The sequence below is a fragment of the Alteromonas sp. ABD4_190 genome (genome assembly GCF_056160105.1).
This window is the reverse complement of sequence record NZ_JBSWWN010000002.1, coordinates 372,565-392,685: the sequence shown is the minus strand read 5'-3', so window position 1 is coordinate 392,685 and position 20,121 is coordinate 372,565. Positions and strand designations below refer to the sequence as shown.

Annotated in this window: 14 protein-coding genes and 3 tRNA genes; 14 read left to right on the top strand and 3 right to left on the bottom strand. The window is 44.2% G+C overall.

Annotated elements, in window-relative coordinates:
* Positions 1-196: 196 nt before the first annotated feature.
* The 13 genes from ACXAFM_RS19285 to rpsO all read left to right on the top strand — a co-directional run bounded on the left by ACXAFM_RS19285 (position 197) and on the right by rpsO (position 15,246).
* Positions 197-2,890 carry a TonB-dependent receptor plug domain-containing protein gene (locus ACXAFM_RS19285; RefSeq protein WP_474832063.1) on the top strand — a complete coding sequence of 898 codons (2,694 nt, stop codon included), beginning with the start codon at positions 197-199 and terminating at the stop codon, positions 2,888-2,890.
* Positions 2,891-3,057: 167 nt separating this feature from the next.
* On the top strand, positions 3,058-3,360 hold the full coding sequence (locus tag ACXAFM_RS19280) for a 4a-hydroxytetrahydrobiopterin dehydratase (RefSeq protein ID WP_474835831.1): 303 nt from the start codon (positions 3,058-3,060) through the stop codon (positions 3,358-3,360).
* Between the two features lie 203 nt (positions 3,361-3,563).
* Positions 3,564-3,640 (top strand) — tRNA-Met (locus ACXAFM_RS19275).
* Between the two features lie 54 nt (positions 3,641-3,694).
* Positions 3,695-3,771: transfer RNA gene (locus ACXAFM_RS19270), tRNA-Met, on the top strand.
* 53 nt (positions 3,772-3,824) lie between these two features.
* Positions 3,825-3,901, top strand: a tRNA-Met gene (locus ACXAFM_RS19265).
* A 189-nt stretch (positions 3,902-4,090) separates the two neighbouring features.
* Positions 4,091-7,417, top strand: a complete 3,327-nt coding sequence (locus tag ACXAFM_RS19260) for an MHYT domain-containing protein (protein WP_474835829.1) — start codon at positions 4,091-4,093, stop codon at positions 7,415-7,417.
* A 14-nt stretch (positions 7,418-7,431) separates the two neighbouring features.
* Positions 7,432-8,433 carry a response regulator gene (locus tag ACXAFM_RS19255; RefSeq protein WP_474832052.1) on the top strand — a complete coding sequence of 334 codons (1,002 nt, stop codon included), beginning with the start codon at positions 7,432-7,434 and terminating at the stop codon, positions 8,431-8,433.
* Between the two features lie 301 nt (positions 8,434-8,734).
* Complete coding sequence (gene rimP / locus ACXAFM_RS19250; RefSeq protein ID WP_118495172.1) at positions 8,735-9,193, top strand: ribosome maturation factor RimP; 459 nt, start codon at positions 8,735-8,737, stop codon at positions 9,191-9,193.
* Positions 9,194-9,238: 45 nt separating this feature from the next.
* On the top strand, positions 9,239-10,735 hold the full coding sequence (gene nusA, locus ACXAFM_RS19245; RefSeq protein ID WP_474807202.1) for a transcription termination factor NusA: 1,497 nt from the start codon (positions 9,239-9,241) through the stop codon (positions 10,733-10,735).
* Positions 10,736-10,759: 24 nt separating this feature from the next.
* On the top strand, positions 10,760-13,366 hold the full coding sequence (gene infB / locus ACXAFM_RS19240) for a translation initiation factor IF-2 (RefSeq protein WP_474835828.1): 2,607 nt from the start codon (positions 10,760-10,762) through the stop codon (positions 13,364-13,366).
* Positions 13,367-13,479: 113 nt separating this feature from the next.
* Positions 13,480-13,881 carry a 30S ribosome-binding factor RbfA gene (gene rbfA, locus ACXAFM_RS19235; protein WP_118495169.1) on the top strand — a complete coding sequence of 134 codons (402 nt, stop codon included), beginning with the start codon at positions 13,480-13,482 and terminating at the stop codon, positions 13,879-13,881.
* The gene (gene truB, locus ACXAFM_RS19230; protein ID WP_474835826.1) at positions 13,882-14,853 is read left to right on the top strand and encodes a tRNA pseudouridine(55) synthase TruB; all 972 of its coding nucleotides are present in this window, start codon (positions 13,882-13,884) and stop codon (positions 14,851-14,853) included.
* 123 nt (positions 14,854-14,976) lie between these two features.
* Positions 14,977-15,246, top strand: coding sequence for a 30S ribosomal protein S15 (gene rpsO / locus ACXAFM_RS19225; RefSeq protein ID WP_012518257.1), 270 nt, complete (start codon positions 14,977-14,979; stop codon positions 15,244-15,246).
* Between the two features lie 89 nt (positions 15,247-15,335).
* On the opposite strand, the gene rluF is transcribed toward rpsO, so the two are convergent.
* The 3 genes from rluF to ACXAFM_RS19210 all read right to left on the bottom strand — a co-directional run bounded on the left by rluF (position 15,336) and on the right by ACXAFM_RS19210 (position 18,816).
* Complete coding sequence (gene rluF / locus ACXAFM_RS19220) at positions 15,336-16,085, bottom strand: 23S rRNA pseudouridine(2604) synthase RluF (RefSeq protein WP_474832040.1); 750 nt, start codon at positions 16,083-16,085, stop codon at positions 15,336-15,338.
* Between the two features lie 156 nt (positions 16,086-16,241).
* Complete coding sequence (locus ACXAFM_RS19215) at positions 16,242-17,048, bottom strand: hypothetical protein (RefSeq protein ID WP_474835825.1); 807 nt, start codon at positions 17,046-17,048, stop codon at positions 16,242-16,244.
* 211 nt (positions 17,049-17,259) lie between these two features.
* Positions 17,260-18,816, bottom strand: a complete 1,557-nt coding sequence (locus ACXAFM_RS19210; protein ID WP_474807194.1) for a GNAT family N-acetyltransferase — start codon at positions 18,814-18,816, stop codon at positions 17,260-17,262.
* A gap of 495 nt (positions 18,817-19,311) precedes the next feature.
* Between ACXAFM_RS19210 and ACXAFM_RS19205 the strand changes: the two genes are divergently transcribed.
* Positions 19,312-19,983 carry a 2OG-Fe(II) oxygenase gene (locus ACXAFM_RS19205; protein ID WP_474835823.1) on the top strand — a complete coding sequence of 224 codons (672 nt, stop codon included), beginning with the start codon at positions 19,312-19,314 and terminating at the stop codon, positions 19,981-19,983.
* Positions 19,984-20,121: the final 138 nt, after the last annotated feature.

Here is a 20,121-nt window from a genome sequence, read left to right as displayed (position 1 = left end):
AGACCATGTGTAAAATTAATGTAAACATATTATTCACAATAAATTTACAAAAATAAAATTCAGGCATAGTATCAGTGGTGTAGGTCAATATTCTGTTGATCTCAAACAATAACAAAACAAAATCGAATAGCCTGTTGCTAGCGGAAAGTGTGGGTAGTAGTGCCGGTAGTGATAAGCCCAGATTTGGAATCACACTATGAAATTAAAAACGCGTAAGACAGCAGTTGCCGCTATGGTCGGTACTGCGTTATTTTGCTCTTCTTACATCGCATCAGCCCAAGAGTCTGACGTTGAATCTGAGCAAGATGCCAAGAAAGACGTTGAACTTATTCTCGTTACCGGAAGTTTTGTTCGCAGAAGCGAAAACTTTGAATCTCCGTCGCCGCTAGCGGTAGTAGACAGCGTTGCAATTGATTCGATCGGCGCTAAAAATATCGCGGACATCACACAAACGTTAACAATTAATACAGGTGCAGAAAACAACCCCGATGCCTTCACGCAAAATGCAACCGCGGGAACCTCTAATATCAACCTACGTGGTTTAGGCGTGGCATCAACCTTGGTTCTTCTTAATAACAAACGTCAAGTTGTTACTGCGCAGCCTACCAACGAGGGCTTGAATTTCGTCGACACTAGCTCACTTGTACCCATGATAGCCATCGATAGAATGGAAGTGGTAAAAGACGGTGCTTCTGCCTTATACGGTTCAGACGCCGTGGCGGGTGTAGTTAACTTTATTACAAAGCGTAATTACGATGGTGCGATGGTGAGCGTCGATTATCAAGACGGTGCACATGGCGATAACAAAGAATATGTCCTTCAGGGCCTTTGGGGAGCGACGGGCGATAAAGGTAATGTTATTGCCGCTATTAGTTATACAAATCGCTCTCCGCTTTTTATCAACGACAGACGATTGAGTCGCCCACAAGACGATACTAGTGCCTTGGGGAATCCAGCGAGTTTTTTCATTGCGCCAGGTGTTCCAGTTATCGACCCGTTTGGGTGTGAAGAATTCGGCGGTTTTCCACAGATATTAGCGCCGGAGGGCACAGTGCCTGGGCTAGATGTTGGCCTTTGCGGTTTCGATTTCGGGCCCTACTATTCTTATGTACCGGATGAAAGCCGCATTAATGCATATACACGTGCCGAGTACGAATTTACAGACGACATCACTTGGACAACTGAAATTGGCATGGCACGGAACCGAGCCGAACGTGGTGGTGCACCAAGCTTTCCTATCCTGACTGCACCAGTGGTTCCAGACTATCACCCACAAAATCCATTTGGGCGTGCGGTTTCGTTTTTTGGTCGTGCTGAAGGCAATGGGCAGCCCGGTGATGCTGCAAATACAGAGTCAGATACTTTCCGCTTTAGCACAAATTTACAAGGTGTTACTGATAGTGGTTTTTGGGAAATAAGTTATACAAGGGCAGTAAATGACTTTGTATTTTCAGTACCTGATGTACTGAATACTGAATTTCAACTCGCACTGTTGGGTTTCGGCGGTTCAAATTGTAATCCAGTTTTGGGAACGCCAGGAGAAGGTAGCTGCGAATTTTTCAATCCATTCGCAACGTCATATACAAGTGCGCCTAACTCAGACTATGTACTTAGTTCATTTACAGGTAAGCAGGTCATCGACTCGAAAGCTGATTTAGAAGTGTTCGAAGCGTTTACCTCTTTTGATACCTTCGAAATGGGTGGCGGTTACGCGGCGCTTGCACTCGGGGTTCAGTATCGTGAAAACAGCCTGAGACAGGACTACGATGAATTATCTAATCAAGACAGCTTCACTTTTGTTATCGGTAATCCTGATTTAGATGGAAGCCAAGATGTTTGGGCGGCTTTTGGGGAATTAGCATTACCTGTTAGTGACGAACTTGACGTGCAGTTAGCTCTTCGTTATGAAGATTACGGCGGTAGCATTGGTAGTACCGTTGATCCTAAGCTGGCTATATCATGGCGCGCGACAGACGAGTTTTCGTTACGAGGCTCGATCTCGACGTCATTTAGGGCGCCAACCGTTTTCCTTGCTCAGGGGGGAGCTACTTCACTACAACAAGTTGTCGACCCTGTGCAGGGTGCGCAAGCTTTTGTCGCTGTGCGTACATCGGGTAATGAGGACTTAAAACCTGAGGAATCTACAGCGTACAACATAGGCTTTTCTTACGAGCCGTTCAGAGACCTATCAATTGAGGTAGATTATTGGAACTTTGAATTTGAAGATTTGATCATTCAAGAGAATGCGCAGGCGCTTTTGAACGCAGACCCTACTGACACATCGCGGATCGTACGAGCAGGTGACCCTTTAACGGGGCCAGTCTTACAGATTAACAATACTTATGTTAATGCAAGTTCACTGGAAACATCGGGGATAGACTTTGTTTCCAGCTATAAAATAGAGACTGAGCTTGGCAACTTTACACCTACAATACAAGCAACTTATATTACTAAGTATGACTTGAGCGACCCGCAAGCAGGGAATATAGATGGTGCTGGTCGACGTAACTTCAATAACATAGGTGTGTCATCGCCAGAGTTACGTATGAATATTGGCCTTAATTGGCAACATGATGTACACGCAGCAAACCTGTTCCTAAGATACATATCATCATATGACGATGATCAAAACTGTGCAGATGGAACAAGTAATACCGCTGGATGTGCAAATGGTTTTTATGAAATCGACAGCATGTTAACGGTTGACGCTCAGTACAACATTGACTTAGGTAGCGTTTTCGACACTGATCAAAGTTATGTATTAACCTTAGGTGGAGTCAATCTATTTGACGAAGAACCACCACAGGTATTCACAAACAGCGGTTTCGACTCGAAAGTACATGATCCTCGTGGTCGACAAATTTACGCGAGGCTAGCAATAGAGTTTTAAGGTTATTGCTGAAGATTGCAGAAAGTTAGAGCCGGCTTCCAAAGCCGGCTTTTTGTAAACTAAAAACTCCACACATTTTTTCAAGTTTTATGCATATCTCTTTTCTAATCTAACTCTCATTATTTAGAGTAAGTAAAAGACTTATAGAAACCTACTGGGAGATAATAATGCCGACAAAGCTATCGGAAGATACTATTACGACTAAACTGGCTGCACTTAATGATTTAGTTACAGACGGCACGCATTGGGAGCGAAGCGGTGATTGCATCAAAAAAACATTTACATTTAAAAGTTTTATCCGTGCATTTGGGTGGATGTCGCAAATCGCGATTTGGGCGGAAAAACTGAAGCATCATCCTGAATGGTTTAACGTATACAACAAAGTAGAAGTTACCCTGACCACTCATGATGCTGATGGGCTAACGGATCTCGATTTTTCACTTGCTGAAAAAATGGAAAAATTTAAATAGTTTGGGTAGTTGACTGTTTTAAATGAGCTTGTTTTACCGTTAATTTGTATTAACTTTGAGCATGTTGGTTAATTAAGCCGCTAACAGTCAGAAAAATGAAATATTTCGATGCTAAGCACTTGTGTTGATTAAGTCTCTATGTATAATACGCCCCACGTTGAAGCGAGGCACAAAACGCAGCGGTTACAACGTTAATTTTCTGGCGCGGGATGGAGCAGTCTGGTAGCTCGTCGGGCTCATAACCCGAAGGTCGTAGGTTCAAATCCTGCTCCCGCAACCACAGAAAATAACCAGGATTTCAAAGCACTGCAAATGCAGGCTTTAACCGTACAATCGCGGGATGGAGCAGTCTGGTAGCTCGTCGGGCTCATAACCCGAAGGTCGTAGGTTCAAATCCTGCTCCCGCAACCAATTTGTAAAACCAGAACTAAATAATATTGCGCAAGCAATATGTACCGTACAGTCGCGGGATGGAGCAGTCTGGTAGCTCGTCGGGCTCATAACCCGAAGGTCGTAGGTTCAAATCCTGCTCCCGCAACCACTTTTAGAACCCAGCTTTTGCTGGGTTTTTTCTTTTCTGATTGTGCAGTCCGTAAACATTCCCTCGATTTAACTGGCGGTAATTAAGGTAGTTTCAAAGAAATAATTTCCGCACAACATAGCCTATGTATGCTAAGTTAAAGTTATGCCACCATTGAATAATTAAACTTATAGGTAGTTTGGCCGCGCCATGATTGCTCGCTTTTTTACGTTTGATGAACACGCCGCGTTAATTGAAGGCGCTTATCACTTTCCCCTTGTTGTCCTGTCTTTATTAGTCGCTATTTTTGCTTCATTCATGGCGTTTAACGTTGCAGGGCAAGCAGCCGTCACTGATGACAAGCTAAGACGTAATATTTTACTTAGTACAGGTAGCATAGCCCTAGGGGGCGGTATTTGGTCAATGCACTTTTTAGGCATGACCGCCTTTGACTTGTGTTTACCTATCGATTACGACCCCTTGATAACTGCACTTTCGGCAATTCCAGGCGTAGCTGCAGCTTGGGTAGCGCTGAATCTTTTGATCAAAACCCGTATAAGCGTTGCTGAAGTAATTTTAGGTGGCGTATTGATGGGAGCTGGGATAGGAACCATGCATTATAGTGGTATGGCTGCAATGGAGATGGCGCCGCTTCTTCGCTATGACCTTGGTGTATTTGTGCTTTCTATCGTAGTTGCTGTTTGTTTAGCTATGCTGTCGCTATGGATTAAGTTTGGGATTACTGCCGCAACCAAAAGTAGAAAGTTATTGGGTAAGCACGCTGTGCTCGCAAGCACTGTTATGGGGTTGGCTATTGCGGGTATGCACTATACTGGTATGGCTGCGGCAAGATTTGTTTTACCACCGGGTATGGAAACGTCCGGCCAGTCGTCAAATATCGCCGTCTATCTAGCTATTTCTATTGCTATCGTAACACTGGTGCTTATTACCATGGTATTGGGGATTAGCCTTTTATTTAAATATCGCGATGTAATGTTGCGCGCAATAGAAAGTGAACGAATTCAAAGCGCCATCACTGATAATGCTGTCGATGCCATCCTGACCGTAGATGATAAAGGAATTGTTAAAACAGCGAACCCTGCTGTAGAGCAAATTTATGGTTATACCCAGCAAGAAATTGTAGGAATGAAAGCCATTGATATGGTTCCGCCTGAAAGACGGCATGTATATAGCGATGACTTTTTTAGCCAACGCGTTGTGCCAACTGAACAAATTATCGGTACCGGAAGGGAAGTTGAGATAATCCGTAAGGGCGGGGAACGAATTCCGGCACGTCTAGGCGTTGGCTACACAAAAATAGAAGGTAAGCCCGTATTTGTTTTTTTTGCTTCAGACCTTCGAAAACGAAGAGAAATGGAAGATGCGCTACGTGAAAGTGAGGCTAAGTTTAGAAGTTTAATCTCGAATATCCCGGGTATGGCCTATCGATGTTTGAATATGCCAGGCTGGCCGATGGTTTTCGTAAGTGATGCTGTGCTAGAAGTTACCGGTTATCCGGCGAGCGACTTTGTTTTACCAGAGCCGAAACGTTCGTTTATAGACCTTTATCACCCTGATGACGTTGAACGACTCTCTAAAATCAATACTGAACAAGATGTATTTTCTTATGAATATCGCATTATAGCTAAATCAGGGGAAGTAAAGTGGGTAACAGAGCATGGTACTCACGTAAAAGACGATAATGGCAATATCCTGTATGTCGACGGTTTTATATCAGATATAACCCAAAGGCGGGTAATGGAAGATGAGTTAAAGGCTGCGAAAGACAAAGCTGAACAAGCGGCTGCCGCACGTACTGCATTCCTTGCTAATATGAGTCACGAAATTCGTACGCCTATGAACGCGATTATTGGTTTTAGCGACTTAATGTTAGGGGAGTCCTTGCGTGAAGAGCAGAAATCCCATCTAACCACGATAAACCGTTCTGCCCGTTCACTGCTGCACCTTCTCAACGACATACTGGATAGCGCAAAGTTAGATAAGGGGAAGCTTGACTTAGATTACCGCGACTTTCTTATTCGGGAAGAATTAGATTTGGTCGTTTCTACATTTTGGTTAGAAGCTAAGCGTAAAAAGGTTGGGCTAGTCCTAAATGTTGATTCTTCGGTGGCCGCTGGTTACAGAGGTGTGCCAGAGCGAATGCGCCAAGTCCTTAATAACCTTATTGGCAATGCCGTTAAATTCACTCATGAAGGTGAAGTGTCGATTAACGTAAGAGGTGACGATAAGTTCGTCTATTTTAGCGTGTCAGATACCGGTATTGGTATGACGCAAGAACAAGTGGAGCGCGTTTTCGACCCGTTCTCGCAAGCGGACGCGTCAATGAGTAGGAAATATGGCGGTACTGGCCTGGGAACCACTATTTCTAAACAGCTTGTTGAACTTATGGGCGGAAACATCTGTGTTACCAGTGAAAAAGGCAAAGGAAGTACCTTTACTTTTAGGTTGCCGCTAGAAGCGGTTGAAGTCAGTGACTATGCACCTGATACTTTAGAATCGACTTCAACCCAACTTCAATCAACGTTAAATGTATTAGTGGTTGATGATGTACAACAAAATGTAGAGCTTTTGTCATTGCTCCTTACTCGAGCAGGGCATCAGATAGATACTGCTACTGACGGTGTTCAGGCGTTAGAAAAAATGGAGTCAGCTTCATTTGACGTTGTTTTAATGGACTTGCAAATGCCTAATTTAGACGGATTAGAGGCCGCAAAGCAACGCCGTAAGTTTGAGAGAGAACACCAGTTACTTCCAACACCTATTATTGCGTTAACTGCAAGTGTTTTAGTGCAGGACAAGCATGCGGCGCAACAAGCCGGCATGGAAGGGTTCGCTAACAAGCCTGTGGATTTTGGCTTACTTATGGAAGAAGTGGCGCGGGTTCTTAAACTCGATACCTTTGATGCCGCCGAAACACCTATAGAAAATGACTCAGAATCAGCGTTTAAAGCCGATAAAGCTACCTTAGATTTAAAGAAAGCTGTTGGTCTGTGGGGAAGCGTAGAGACGGTATTGCAGGAAGTAGACAAATTCACTTCAACAAGTAGAGAAAAGGTCGATGAGTTGATGAACGCAGCTATTAGAGAAGACTATAAAGCGGTAGCATCGCTTTCTCATGGCTTAAAAGGAACGTCGGGTAACCTATGTCTAACTACTTTCTTCCGTATCACTAAAGAGATAGAAGCGCAGGCGCTGAAATCGATCATTGATATTGAACAAGTTAATCAGCTTCGCGGCGCTTTAGAGAAGATAGAGTTGATGCTAAGCGAATCGCCTTTATATGCAGAAAATGCAATTAATGAAAGTATAGACAATGCTTTGCTCCTTAGTCACCTGAAAGCTATGCTCAATAGTGTAGAGCAGAATATGGTAGATGAAGCGGAGCTGTCATTTTTAAAAGAAATAGGGTGCTCTAATCACAACGAGCAAATTGGTCAAATTCTCTTAGATATAGATGACTTTGAGTTTGAATTGGCGCACGAGCACATTTCTTCATTAATACAAGAATTAGAATAGCCCAGAGATATGGCATGTTAGAAATTGAAATAACAAAACCTACTTTACTCCTCGTTGACGATGAGCCTGTAAACCTGCGGGTTTTAAAGCAACTTCTTGCCAGTGATTACCAATTAATTTTTGCCAGAAATGGTGAGGAAGCACTGAAGCTAGCACAAACAAGACAGCCTAATTTAATACTTCTAGACGTTATGATGCCAGGGTTAACGGGGTTTGAAGTATGCCGCCAGCTTAAACAGCAAGCAGATACAAGGCACATCCCTGTTATATTCGTAACCGCCTTAAACGATGAACACGAAGAAACGGAAGGCTTCGAGGCGGGGGCAGTGGACTACATCACAAAGCCAATATCTCCGGCCATTGTAAAAGCTCGGGTTAAAACTCACCTTAGTTTGGTACAAGCAGACGAACTGTTGGACAGCCGCTTGCAAGTTGTCCAGCGTTTGGGAAAGGCGGCAGAATACAAAGACAATGAGACGGGCATGCATGTTATGCGCATGAGCCATTATGCTAAAGAGTTAGCGCTTGCTTATGGACTCACTGACAAACAGGCGGAAATTTTACTTCACGCGGCGCCGATGCACGATATCGGCAAAATAGGTATTGCCGATAGCATAATGCTAAAGCCGGGCAAGTTAACTGACGAAGAATTTGCCACCATGAAGCATCACCCAGAAATTGGTGCCGAAATCATTGGTGATTGCGGCAATTCTCTGTTGTTGCAGGTAGCGAAATCAGTGTCACTGACACACCATGAAAAGTGGGATGGTTCTGGCTATCCCAAAGGACTGGCAGGCGAAGATATTCCAATTGAAGGCCGTATCTGTGCAATCGCTGATGTATTCGATGCGCTCACAAGCAAACGCCCATATAAAGACGCGTGGAGTATTGAAAAAACCATCGATTTTATGGAAAGTCAGAAGGGTAATCACTTTGAGCCAAGACTGGTCGAATTAATGATAGAAATTATGCCTAAAATACTCGACATAAAAGCCAAGTTTAAAGATGAGGACTAACCGCTAAGTCTTTTCGCTGTTGCTTAATGCGCCGCCTATACGTATAATGTGCGCATTGAGTGATGAGAGCGGGCTCCCTCATTAAAGGAAAGTAACGCACTTATCATTAGCAAGCTATCACCTATCGGTGGTTTTACCCATAAGTTTGCAACTGCCTACATTGGCAGGTATGGGTTCAGAATTTTAATAAAAGCCCCGCTAGTCCGGGGCTTTTTGTTGTATTAAAACCTGGAGTCAGCCTCGCTGAGCCGGGTGATGACAGGTGGGCTTTAGGCCCTTTTTTCGTTTTTGGAGGTTTGCATTGGCAAAACTTGAAGAGAAACTAACCGAAATGCTAGAGCCAGGTGTAGAAGCACTGGGCTTTGAATTGGTTGGTATCGAGTTTGTACGAGCGGGGAAGCATTCAATTCTTCGCGTTTTTATTGATCATGAAAACGGTATTACCGTAGATGATTGTGCAGATGTAAGTCATCAGGTTAGCGCAATTTTGGACGTTGAAGATCCGATTAGCACTGAATATAACCTTGAAGTGTCATCACCAGGTATGGACAGACCGCTTTTCAAAGAAAAGCATTACATTGAGGCTGTGGGTGAAGTGGTTCAAGTTCGTTTGTCTATGCCAATGGACGACAGACGTAATTTTAAAGGCAAAGTACTTGCGTGTGAAAACGGCATCGTAAGTATTGAAGTGGATGGCCAGCAGTTCCAGTTAGCTGTGGCGAATATCGAAAAAGGTAACGTTGTTCCCACGTTCGATTAACGGAACAGCTCTGCTTTCATCGACGAAAGCATAAGAGAGGCGAAAATGAATAAAGAAATTTTGTTAGTGGCGGAAGCCGTTTCAAATGAAAAACAAGTGCCTAGAGAGAAAATTTTTGAAGCGCTAGAGTTTGCAATTGCTAGCGCAACCAAAAAGAAAAACGAAGGCGAAATTGAAGTTCGTGTAAGCATCGACAGAACGTCTGGTGACTTTGATACATTCCGTCGCTGGTTGGTTATCCCAGATGACCAAGAGCAAGAAAATCCATTTGCTGAAATTACGTTTTCTGCGGCGCAAATCGACGAGCCAGAGATACAACTTGGCGATTATGTGGAAGAACAAATTGAATCTATCAAATTCGACCGCATAACTACGCAAACCGCAAAGCAAGTGATCGTACAAAAAGTACGTGAAGCTGAGCGTCAGCAAATGATTGCTGAATACGAAGACAAAGTGGGTGAGCTTGTTACGGGTACGGTTAAAAAAGTAAACCGCGACAATATCATCATCGATTTGGGTAATAACGCTGAAGGCGTTATTTACCGCGATGATATGCTTCCTCGTGAAACTTTCCGCCCGGGCGACCGTGTACGTGGACTTCTTTACGTTATCCGTCCAGAAGCGCGTGGAGCACAGTTGTTTATCAGCCGTACGCACCCAGACATGCTAGTTGAACTGTTCCGCTTAGAAGTTCCAGAAATTGCGGAAGAGACGCTAGAAATTAAATCTGCTGCTCGCGACCCAGGTTCTCGTGCAAAAATAGCGGTTAAAACTAACGACAAACGCTTAGATCCAGTAGGTGCGTGCGTGGGTATGCGTGGTTCACGTGTACAAGCCGTATCTGGTGAACTTGGCGGTGAACGTGTTGATATCGTGCTATGGGACGAGAACCCAGCGCAATTCGTTATTAACGCAATGGCTCCCGCTGAAGTTGCGTCAATTGTTGTTGACGAAGACAGCAACAGCATGGACGTAGCGGTTGAAGCAGACAACCTAGCTCAGGCAATTGGCCGTAGTGGTCAAAACGTTCGCCTAGCTAGCCAGCTTACAGGCTGGGAACTTAACGTGATGACGGTTGAAGACCTCAACAAGAAACACGAAGAAGAAAACGCGAAGGTACTTGATCTATTTACTGCTGGTTTGGACATTGACGAAGAGTTTGCGTCTGTCTTGGTAGATGAAGGCTTTACAACGCTAGAAGAGGTGGCATACGTGCCAGCAAGTGAACTTCTAGCGGTTGAAGGGTTAGATGAAGAAATGGTTGAAGAGCTGCGCAACAGAGCGCGTGCTTTCTTAACCACGCGTGCACTGGCGAACGAAGAATCGCTTGAAGGTGCAGAGCCTACAGAAGCCTTATTAAATCTTGAAGGTATGAGTAAACACGTGGCTTATGTGTTGGCCAGCCGCGGTGTTACTGACCTGGAAGAATTAGCAGAACAAGGTACCGATGATATCAGTGATATCGATGAACTAGACGAAGAGAAAGCCGGTGCGTTAATCATGGCGGCTCGTAATATCGTATGGTTCAGTGAAGAAGAGTAAGGTCAACAGGGGGAAAATTACGTAATGGCAGATGTATCTATTGAAAAGCTCGCCAGCGACATTGGTACGACCGTTGACCGATTGGTTGGCCAGTTTAAAGACGCGGGTATCTCTAAGAGTGCCGGCGATCAGGTAAACGAAGACGAGAAACAGAAACTATTGGATCATTTAAGTAAGCAACACGGCAGCGCAGCTGAACCAACGCGTATGACACTTAAGCGTAAGACAACTAGCACATTAAGTGTTGGTAAGTCTAAAGAAGTGAAAGTGGAAGTACGCAAGAAGCGCACATACGTTAAGCGCAGCGACGTTGAAGAACAGCAGCGTCAAGCGGAAGAAGAAGCGAAGCGTCTTGAAGAAGAGGCGCGTTTGAAGCGCGAAGCAGAAGAGAAAGCAGCTGCTGAAGCGAAGAAAGCCGCTGAAGAAAAAGCGCGTAAAGCAGAAGAAGCTAAGAAAGCTGCTGATGAAGAGCGTGCACGTCGTGCGGAGCAAGCTAAGAAAGAAGCTGAAGCCCGTAAAGCAGACGAGCCTGAGCTAACTGAAGCTGAGAAAGCGGAAGCAGAAGCTGCACGTCAGGAAGAAGAGCGCCTGCGTAAAGCACAGGAAGAAGAAGCGCAAAAGAAACTTGAAGAAGACGCGAAAAAGGCGGCGGAAGAAGCGCGTAAACTTGCTGAAGAAAACGAGCGTCGCTGGAAAGAAGAAGAAGAGCGTCGTAAGAAAGCGGAAGCCGAAGAAGTTCACTTGCACTCTAATCGCTATGCTCAAGAAGCAGAAGACGAAGAAGACATGCAAGTTGAGCGTTCTTCACGCCGTCGTCGCAAGTCTAAGAAAAACGCCGGTGAGCACCTTAAGCAAGGCTTTAACAAGCCAGCTGCTCCTGTAGAGCGTATTGTTAAGCTTGGCGCAACCATCACAGTTGGTGAGCTGGCAAGTAAACTTGCTATTAAGTCTAACGAAGTTATCAAAACGATGATGAAGATGGGCGAGATGGCAACCATCAATCAAGTATTAGACCAAGACACTGCGGTACTTGTTATCGAAGAGATGGGTCATAAGTACGAGCTTGTAAACGACAATGCGCTTGAAGATGAGTTGCTGGCAGAGGGCACAGATGGCGAGAAATCGACACGTGCTCCTGTTGTTACCATCATGGGTCACGTTGACCACGGTAAAACATCACTGCTTGATTACATTCGCCGTGCGAAAGTAGCAGATGGTGAAGCGGGTGGTATTACCCAGCATATCGGTGCTTACAAAGTACAAACTGATAACGGTGAAATCACCTTCCTAGATACACCTGGACACGCTGCGTTTACTGCAATGCGTGCTCGTGGTGCTACGGCGACGGATATCGTTATTCTTGTTGTTGCTGCAGATGACGGCGTAATGCCGCAAACGAAAGAAGCGGTACAGCATGCCCGTGCTGCGGGTGTACCTCTTATCGTTGCAGTGAATAAGATGGATAAAGAAACAGCTGATCCTGACCGCGTTAAAACTGAGCTATCGCAACTAGAAGTTATCTCAGAAGAGTGGGGCGGTGAACACCAGTTCTGTAACGTTTCTGCGAAAACGGGTATGGGCGTCGATGAGCTTCTTGATGCTATCGTTCTTCAGGCAGAACTACTTGACCTTAAAGCGGTAGCTGAAGGTTCTGGTCGCGGTATTGTTATCGAATCTCGTCTTGATAAAGGTCGTGGTCCGGTAGCGTCAGTACTCGTTCAGGAAGGTCAATTACTTGCGGGTGACATTCTACTTTGTGGTGAAGAGTACGGCCGTGTTCGTGCAATGCGCGACGAAAACGGCAAAGAAATTAAGGTTGCAGGACCTTCAACGCCGGTAGAAGTACTTGGTCTTTCAGGTGTTCCTGTAGCGGGTGAAGATGCCGCAGTTGTTAAAGACGAACGTAAAGCTCGTGAAGTAGCAGCGAAGCGTCATCAGAAGAAACGCGAACTTAAACTTGCTCGTCAGCAAAAAGCGAAACTTGAAAACATGTTTGCGAACATGGAATCAGGTGATGTTAGCGAACTTAACATCGTACTTAAGGCTGACGTACAGGGCTCTGTAGAAGCGATTTCTGAGTCACTGGTTAAGCTTTCAACTTCTGAAGTTAAAGTTAATATTGTAGGTAGTGGTGTAGGTGGAATCACCGAAACTGACGCAACCCTTGCGGCTGCATCAGGCGCTATCGTACTAGGCTTTAACGTTCGTGCCGATGCAACAGCACGTCGCGTACTAGAAGCTGAAGAAATTGACCTACGTTACTACAGCGTTATCTACCACCTAATTGACGAAGTGAAAGCGGCCATGAGCGGTATGCTTGCTCCAGAGTTCAAGCAGGAAATCATTGGTCTTGCCGAAGTACGTGACGTATTTAAGTCACCGAAACTGGGCGCAATTGCAGGCTGTATGGTTACAGAAGGTAACGTTAAGCGTAGCAACCCAATCCGTGTACTTCGTGAAAACGTAGTAATTTACGAAGGTGAATTAGAATCACTACGCCGCTTTAAAGACGACGTACAAGAAGTACGTAACGGTATGGAATGTGGTATCGGCGTTAAGAACTATAACGATGTGAAAGTAGGTGACCAAATTGAGGTCTTCGAAATCGTTGAGGTTAAACGCGAAATTTAATTGCCTTAGTTAATTCGGCATGTGAAAAACGGGGGCCGAGTGCTCCCGTTTTTGTCTGTATAAAGTAAACAGACTCAAGCATGCCCTACGTTAAATAAGGAAAGGAGAGTACAATGGCTCGTGAATTTTCACGTACCGACAGAGTGGCTCAGCAAGTTCATAAAGAAGTAGCGAGCATTCTGCAAAACGAATACAAACACCGAGTAGGCGATATGCCTTTAATTACGGTTTCTGATGTAGATGTATCGCGCGACCTAGCTCACGCGAAAATCTTTGTGACTATATACAACAGCACTGAAGAAGAAGGCAAAGCCCAAATCAAGCAGCTAGCTGAATACAAAAAGTTTATTCGCAGTATTCTTGCTAAACGCATTCGCATGCGTTCAGTACCTGATCTTCACTTCTTTGAAGATAAATCAATTGTTGAAGGCATGCGCATTTCTAATCTTGTGTCACAGACCATCGCTAAAGATGAGTCGAAGCGCGATGAAGACGATTCACAAGAGCAGGAGTAGATGGCAAGACGTCGTAAGGGCCGTGATATTAACGGCATAGTATTACTTGATAAACCACTGGGTGGTTCATCTAACCAACTATTACAGAAAGTACGCTGGCTGTATAAAGCGGCCAAAGCGGGCCACACAGGCGCGCTTGATCCGCTAGCTAGCGGTATGCTGCCGCTGTGTTTGGGTGAAGCGACCAAGTTTTCCCAGTTTCTTCTGGATGCCGAAAAGACCTATGAAGTTACGGCTCAATTAGGTGTTCGTACCACCACGTCTGACGCCGACGGTGAAGTGGTAGAAGAGAAGCCCGTTGAAGTCACTGAAGAGCAAGTACGTAAAGCGTGTTTAGCTTTTTTGGGTAAAAGTAAACAGATTCCGTCTATGTTCTCTGCGCTTAAACATCAAGGTAAGCCACTTTATCACTATGCGCGTCAAGGCATAGAGATTGAGCGTGAACCACGTGATATTGAAGTGTATGAATTAGATGTACTGCGTATTGAACTGCCGTTTGTAGAAATGCGCATTAAATGTAGCAAGGGCACTTATATTCGCTCTATCGTAGATGATTTAGGTCAGAACCTTGGCTGTGGTGCTTATGTGACCCGCTTACATCGAACTGAAGTTGCTGACTATCCTACCGATAAAATGGTGTCACTGGATAAGTTAATTGAAATTCAGGAGTCGCTAGAAGACGATGACTTCAAAGCGCTTGATGACTTGCTTATTCCTATGGATACCGCTGTAAGTCGTCTACCGTTTGTGACCATTAACGAAGCCGAAAGAAATCGTTTTGACAATGGCCAATCGGTTAAAGGCATGTGCAGTGAAGCGCTTGAAGAGGGAACATCTTATCGCGTCTATCACGGTGCTGATACCAGTGGTATTTTCTTAGGCGTAGGGGAAGGGGTTCTTGACCCGAAAGACCAAGGTATCCCTAAACAAGAAGTGTTTGTTAACCCGAAGCGCCGGGTTGTTTATCAATAGAAACTGCGTCTGTAAATAAAGATGGTTTATGGCTTGCTAAGTATGTAAACGTCATTATAATACTGCGCTCATTCCGCTTTGCTGAATTAGTGATCGGCGAAGCATTAATATTAGGAGAATGATATGTCACTAACTAAAGCAGAAACCGCGAAAATTATTGCTGAGTACGGCGTTAAAGAAGGCGACACTGGTTCACCAGAAGTTCAAGTAGCTTTGCTTACTCACAACATCAACAAGCTTCAAGGTCACTTTGCTGATCATAAGAAAGATCACCACTCTCGTCGTGGTCTTCTACGTATGGTTAGCCAACGTCGTAAGCTTCTAGACTACCTTAAAGGCAAGAACGCTGAGCGTTACCTTGACCTTATCAAGCGTCTAGGTCTACGTCGATAAGACTAGGTTTCAAGAAAAGCGCCCAATGGGCGCTTTTTTTTCGTCTGTTTTTGGCCTTGGTGATTCATTGCGCAAGAAGTGTGATGACTCTAATCGCCTTTTTCTGCAGTTTTAGTGGAAGAACGAACTGCATTTTGCATTATTTTCAGCTCACGCTCAGTTAAGTTTCGCCACTGACCTGGCCTTAAATTGCTAAGTTCCAAATGCATAATACGCGTTCGCTTAAGCTTGGTGACCTCGTAGCCTAAAAACTCGCACATTCTGCGTATTTGGCGATTGAGTCCCTGGGTAAGAATAATAGTGAATTTGTTTTTGCCGGTTGGTTTGACAACACAAGGCTTTGTGACTGTGCCTAATATGGGCACGCCGCGCGCCATACGCTTTACAAACCGTTCACTAATAGGCTGGTTAACCGTTACTTCATACTCTTTGTCGTGCGCATTTTCAGCGCGCAATATTTTATTGACGATATCACCATCGCTGGTGAGTATGATGAGCCCTTCAGAAGGCTTATCAAGCCTACCTACAGGAAATATACGTGCTTTATGACCGATAGCGTCAATAATATTTCCTTTAACATGGCGCTCGGTAGTACAGGTTATGCCTATCGGTTTGTTGTATACAATATAGACCCTATCTGATTTGTCCTTCGCTACCGCACCTACGACTTTTCCATCAACTTTGACAATATCGCCGGCACCAATTTTAGTGCCAAGCTCTGGTGGTTTGTTATTTACCGTAACGCGCTTTTGCTCAATGAGTTTATCGGCTTCTCGGCGTGAACATAGGCCAGTGTCACTAATATATTTGTTTAACCGTTTAGGCGCTTGGTCACTCATTGCGCAGTATGTCCTGTCTTAGTTTTGGGAAGGCGGTAATGGTATCACGACAAAAAAAAAGGGGCGATTAACCCCTTTCTTTTTTCTGTATTTATCTGGTATTGCTATGTCGTACTGTTTGTCTTGAAAACAACACGCCAAACAATGGTGGGTAATTTAACTGCCAGCAGGTGAGGGAGGTGAGCCCGCGCCGCCGCTAGCATTGCCGCTTGATACTACTTTTGTGGCGATGTCGCGGATCTCGTTCTCTAAACTGGTAATGCGTCCAGATAAAGTTGTGTTGCGCTGCTCCAATACTGATAGTTTATCGGTAATGTTACGCACACGCTGCTGAGCGCTTTGTTTATCGCTTGTGGCTTGTTCTAGTTGAACGTTCACAGCAAGTAGTTCATCGGCTAGTGATGCCAATTGATTTTTAACAGAACCGATTGCAGCAGCTTGGGTTTTTACATCATCAGCAACGGCACTGACATTCTTGTTCAGCGCAGTCTGAACGTTGCCAACGCGATCACCAAGGTCAGCAATTTCTTTTTGATTACGACGCCAAGCAGAAGCCCAAAGCTTGTCCATTTGCTCCCAAAGCTCATTAGTCTTATTCGATAATTCAGTAACTTTTACTTGTAGGGCAACGGTAGATTCGCCGATTTCTTCGCCTGTTGCAGAAAGCTTGTTCTCTAGCTGCATAATCCGCTTTTCGGCCTGCTCAGCCACAGCCTTCTGTTGCTCAAGCATGGTATACAAATAGTAACATCCTCCGCACGCGGCTAGAGCAATCAAGGCAACTAAAACAACCCAGACTCCATTGCCGCTTCCGCTATTTGCCGATTGGCGGTTTACCGATGGGGAAGGCGAAGGTGATGTCGTCTTTGATGGAGCGGCTTGCCTTTTAGTCTGATAGTCCCGACGGTCTTCTTCATCCAATCTAATGGTTGGAAATTCATCGTTTTTCGAATTATTTGCCATAGTAAATTTATAATCTCTTTATGTAGCGCTCTCTTCATGACGTCAAAATGTCTTCTCTTAAAGAGAAGAGAGCCCATTATTTTTTGCGCGCAGTTTCATGTTATCGCTAAATCGAAGGAAATTCTATGGCTTATGTAGAATGCTAACTTCCCAGAAGCCAAAGACGCTGGAATGTGACCAACCCCAGCACTTTTCACTAATAAAAACCTAGTTAGTTTTTATCGCCAATCCACTCAACCCGATAAAGATCACGGCGTCGGTCAAGGTAGTTTCGTACCGAGCCTTCATTTTGCAGTTTGGTGAGTTTGTCGAGGTCTAAATCAACAATCAGCGTCATTTCGGTATTTGGTGTAGTCTCTGACACGATAGCATCGTGAGGGAACGCAAAATCACTGGGTGAAAACACGGCTGTCTGCCCATATTGGATATCCACGTTATCCACCTTAGGTAGATTACCAACACTGCCTGCAATAGCCACATAACATTCATTTTCGATAGCCCTTGCTTGTGCACAGCGGCGAACGCGTAAATAACCATTTTTTGTGTCTGTCCAAAATGGCACGAATAAAATCTGCATCTCTTGGTCGGAAAGAATGCGTGCTAGCTCTGGAAATTCCACGTCATAACAAATTAGAACGCCGATTTTCCCGAAGTCGGTATCAAAGGTCTTAAGGCTATTTCCGCCCTTCATTATCCAGTCCTCTTTTTCATGAGGGGTTGGATGAAGTTTGTACTGGCTTTCAATCGTTCCGTCTCGTTTACATATATAGCTTACGTTATACAGCAGCTCCTCTTCTACCACAGGCATAGATCCGGCAATAATCGTAATATTGTACGACACGGCTAAGTGCGATACGGCAGTTAAAATTTCATCAGTATAGGTAGCCAAATGCCAAATAGCGTCGATGGACGAATCGGATGGGCTAAGACCCATAAGCGGGGCATTAAAAAATTCAGGGAACAAGGCCACATCGCATGAATAGTCAGATAGAGCGTCGACAAAGTATTCTACTTGCTGAAGCAGTTCTTCTACATTGTTGAAGTAGCGCATCTGCCACTGAATACATCCTATACGCGCACTCGATTTCCTGCTGGCGATTAAAGAAGGCGTGCCCGGCTCGTAGTAAATGTTATGCCATTGAAGTAACGTGGCATAACCCTTCGATGCTTCATCCTCAGGGAGGTACGCAGTCATTACTTGCTTTACCTCGAAGCCATTGGATAGCTGAAACGTTAATATTGGATCGTAAATATCCTTAAGCTTTACTTGCTCAATGTATTCATAAGGCGACAGTTCATGTGCATAGTTTCTATAGTTGGGGATGCGCCCCCCTGCCATAATCGATTTTAGGTTTAAGTTTCTACATAACTCTTTTCGAGCTTCGTATAGCCGCCTACCTAAACGAAGGCCGCGGTATTCTGGGCAAACAATAACTTCTACGCCATAAAGCACATCACCGTTTGGATCGTGAGTTGTGAGATAGGCATCCCCGGTTATTTCATCGTAACTATGCTTATCACCAAACTGGTCGTAATCGACAATGACTGAAATGGCGAAGGCAACCACTTTGCCTTTATCTTCAATGCATATTTGTCCTTCAGGAAAGGTAGTGACTTGCGCTTTGTAGTTAGAATAAGGCCAAGCGCCTCCAACGTTAGCGTATACGTTATCCATTAACGCTTTTACGTCGTTATAGTCATCTAGTCTTAAATTTCTTAAGTCTAGATGATGTTCCGTTTCTTCTATTTGTGTCTGGTCTTGACTCATGGGTTACTCTTTTTGCTAATGCTTTTGATAAATACTTCTAATACGTACTGTATGTATATTTCTACTTAAACGCCTAGTAATGTTTTTTTCAACTGTTAAATGTAGCCCTCGTGTTCTTACCCTAAAGGCGAAGATAACAAGTACTAAGGGGGCTCGCTTTAAGCAGCACCATTAAAATACATACCATGGCTTACTAATTGAGGTTATTTAAAATTGAGCTTATTTAATTGCTCTTTAGTAATTGTTTTAGCCTCTGTTTAGCGCAGCTTGCTCACGCACTGATTAAAGAATGGTTAGCAAGAAACGTGCGAATTCTTTAGTCGTCAAAACGATAAATAATTTTTCTTTTATCGATAAAAAAATAGCGCGAAAAATGTGTGGTTATGCGATTGCCACAAGGCTCAACGCCGCGTATAAGTTCGCTACTTTTTTTTACGTCCACACCTTCCTAATAATTTTACGATTAGTTAACTGCCCATAGGTAAAAAGAGTTTGATGAATAGAGAACAACTTGCGTCGTATCAGCCTCTACACGTTTTTGATGAAGCCATATTTGAAAACATCGTCGACGACTTAATCACTTCAGGCTTTTCTATTCAAAAGAATGGTTTACCTGATTTTATTACACAAGCACTTTTGACATGCCAGCATAAAATTTCTGAAGCTGAATATAGAAAAGCGGGCGTTGGTCGCGCAGAGAATTATCAGAAGGCTGAAAAAGTAAGAGGAGACGAAATTTGCTGGATTACCGGTTCCTCTAAGGAAGGCGCTTTGTGGCTGTCATGGTGTGAAGCTATGCAGCAATATATAAACCGTTCGCTTTTTATGGGGCTTTTTTCGTTTGAAAGTCATTTTGCTTGTTATGAACCGGGTAAATTTTACAAGCGCCATGTAGATGCGTTTAAAGGCCAGGGCAATAGGGTGCTATCACTTGTTGCTTATCTAAACGAAAGCTGGCAGGAGACGGATGGCGGTGAATTAGTGCTGTATTCGGATGACAATGATCAAATAGGAACAAAAGTCCTACCAGCAAAAGGAACATTTGTTGTATTTCTTAGTGAAGCATTCCCTCATGAAGTTTTGCCAGCAGTAAGAACACGCCATTCCGTTGCAGGGTGGTATAGAGTAAACGGTAGTGTTAATGACAGCATCGACCCACCGCGCTAGTATCCAAAAACTCATACTTATGTATAATATGAATTTGCTATATATCTGTTGTGATAAAGTCATACCTGAAATACGAGTAGACCGTTAAGCTTAGTGGTAAGTAAACAAGCTTTGTTTTTGATGGTAACTTCACAACGA

Bases quoted from the DNA above. Each gene is read 5' to 3' on its own strand.
- ACXAFM_RS19285 (WP_474832063.1), top strand. From the start codon at position 197: ATGAAATTAAAAACGCGTAAGACAGCAGTTGCCGCTATGGTCGGTACT.
- ACXAFM_RS19280 (WP_474835831.1), top strand. From the start codon at position 3,058: ATGCCGACAAAGCTATCGGAAGATACTATTACGACTAAACTGGCTGCA.
- ACXAFM_RS19260 (WP_474835829.1), top strand. From the start codon at position 4,091: ATGATTGCTCGCTTTTTTACGTTTGATGAACACGCCGCGTTAATTGAA.
- ACXAFM_RS19255 (WP_474832052.1), top strand. From the start codon at position 7,432: ATGTTAGAAATTGAAATAACAAAACCTACTTTACTCCTCGTTGACGAT.
- nusA (WP_474807202.1), top strand. From the start codon at position 9,239: ATGAATAAAGAAATTTTGTTAGTGGCGGAAGCCGTTTCAAATGAAAAA.
- infB (WP_474835828.1), top strand. From the start codon at position 10,760: ATGGCAGATGTATCTATTGAAAAGCTCGCCAGCGACATTGGTACGACC.
- rbfA (WP_118495169.1), top strand. From the start codon at position 13,480: ATGGCTCGTGAATTTTCACGTACCGACAGAGTGGCTCAGCAAGTTCAT.
- truB (WP_474835826.1), top strand. From the start codon at position 13,882: ATGGCAAGACGTCGTAAGGGCCGTGATATTAACGGCATAGTATTACTT.
- rpsO (WP_012518257.1), top strand. From the start codon at position 14,977: ATGTCACTAACTAAAGCAGAAACCGCGAAAATTATTGCTGAGTACGGC.
- rluF (WP_474832040.1), bottom strand. From the start codon at position 16,085: ATGAGTGACCAAGCGCCTAAACGGTTAAACAAATATATTAGTGACACT.
- ACXAFM_RS19215 (WP_474835825.1), bottom strand. From the start codon at position 17,048: ATGGCAAATAATTCGAAAAACGATGAATTTCCAACCATTAGATTGGAT.
- ACXAFM_RS19210 (WP_474807194.1), bottom strand. From the start codon at position 18,816: ATGAGTCAAGACCAGACACAAATAGAAGAAACGGAACATCATCTAGAC.
- ACXAFM_RS19205 (WP_474835823.1), top strand. From the start codon at position 19,312: ATGAATAGAGAACAACTTGCGTCGTATCAGCCTCTACACGTTTTTGAT.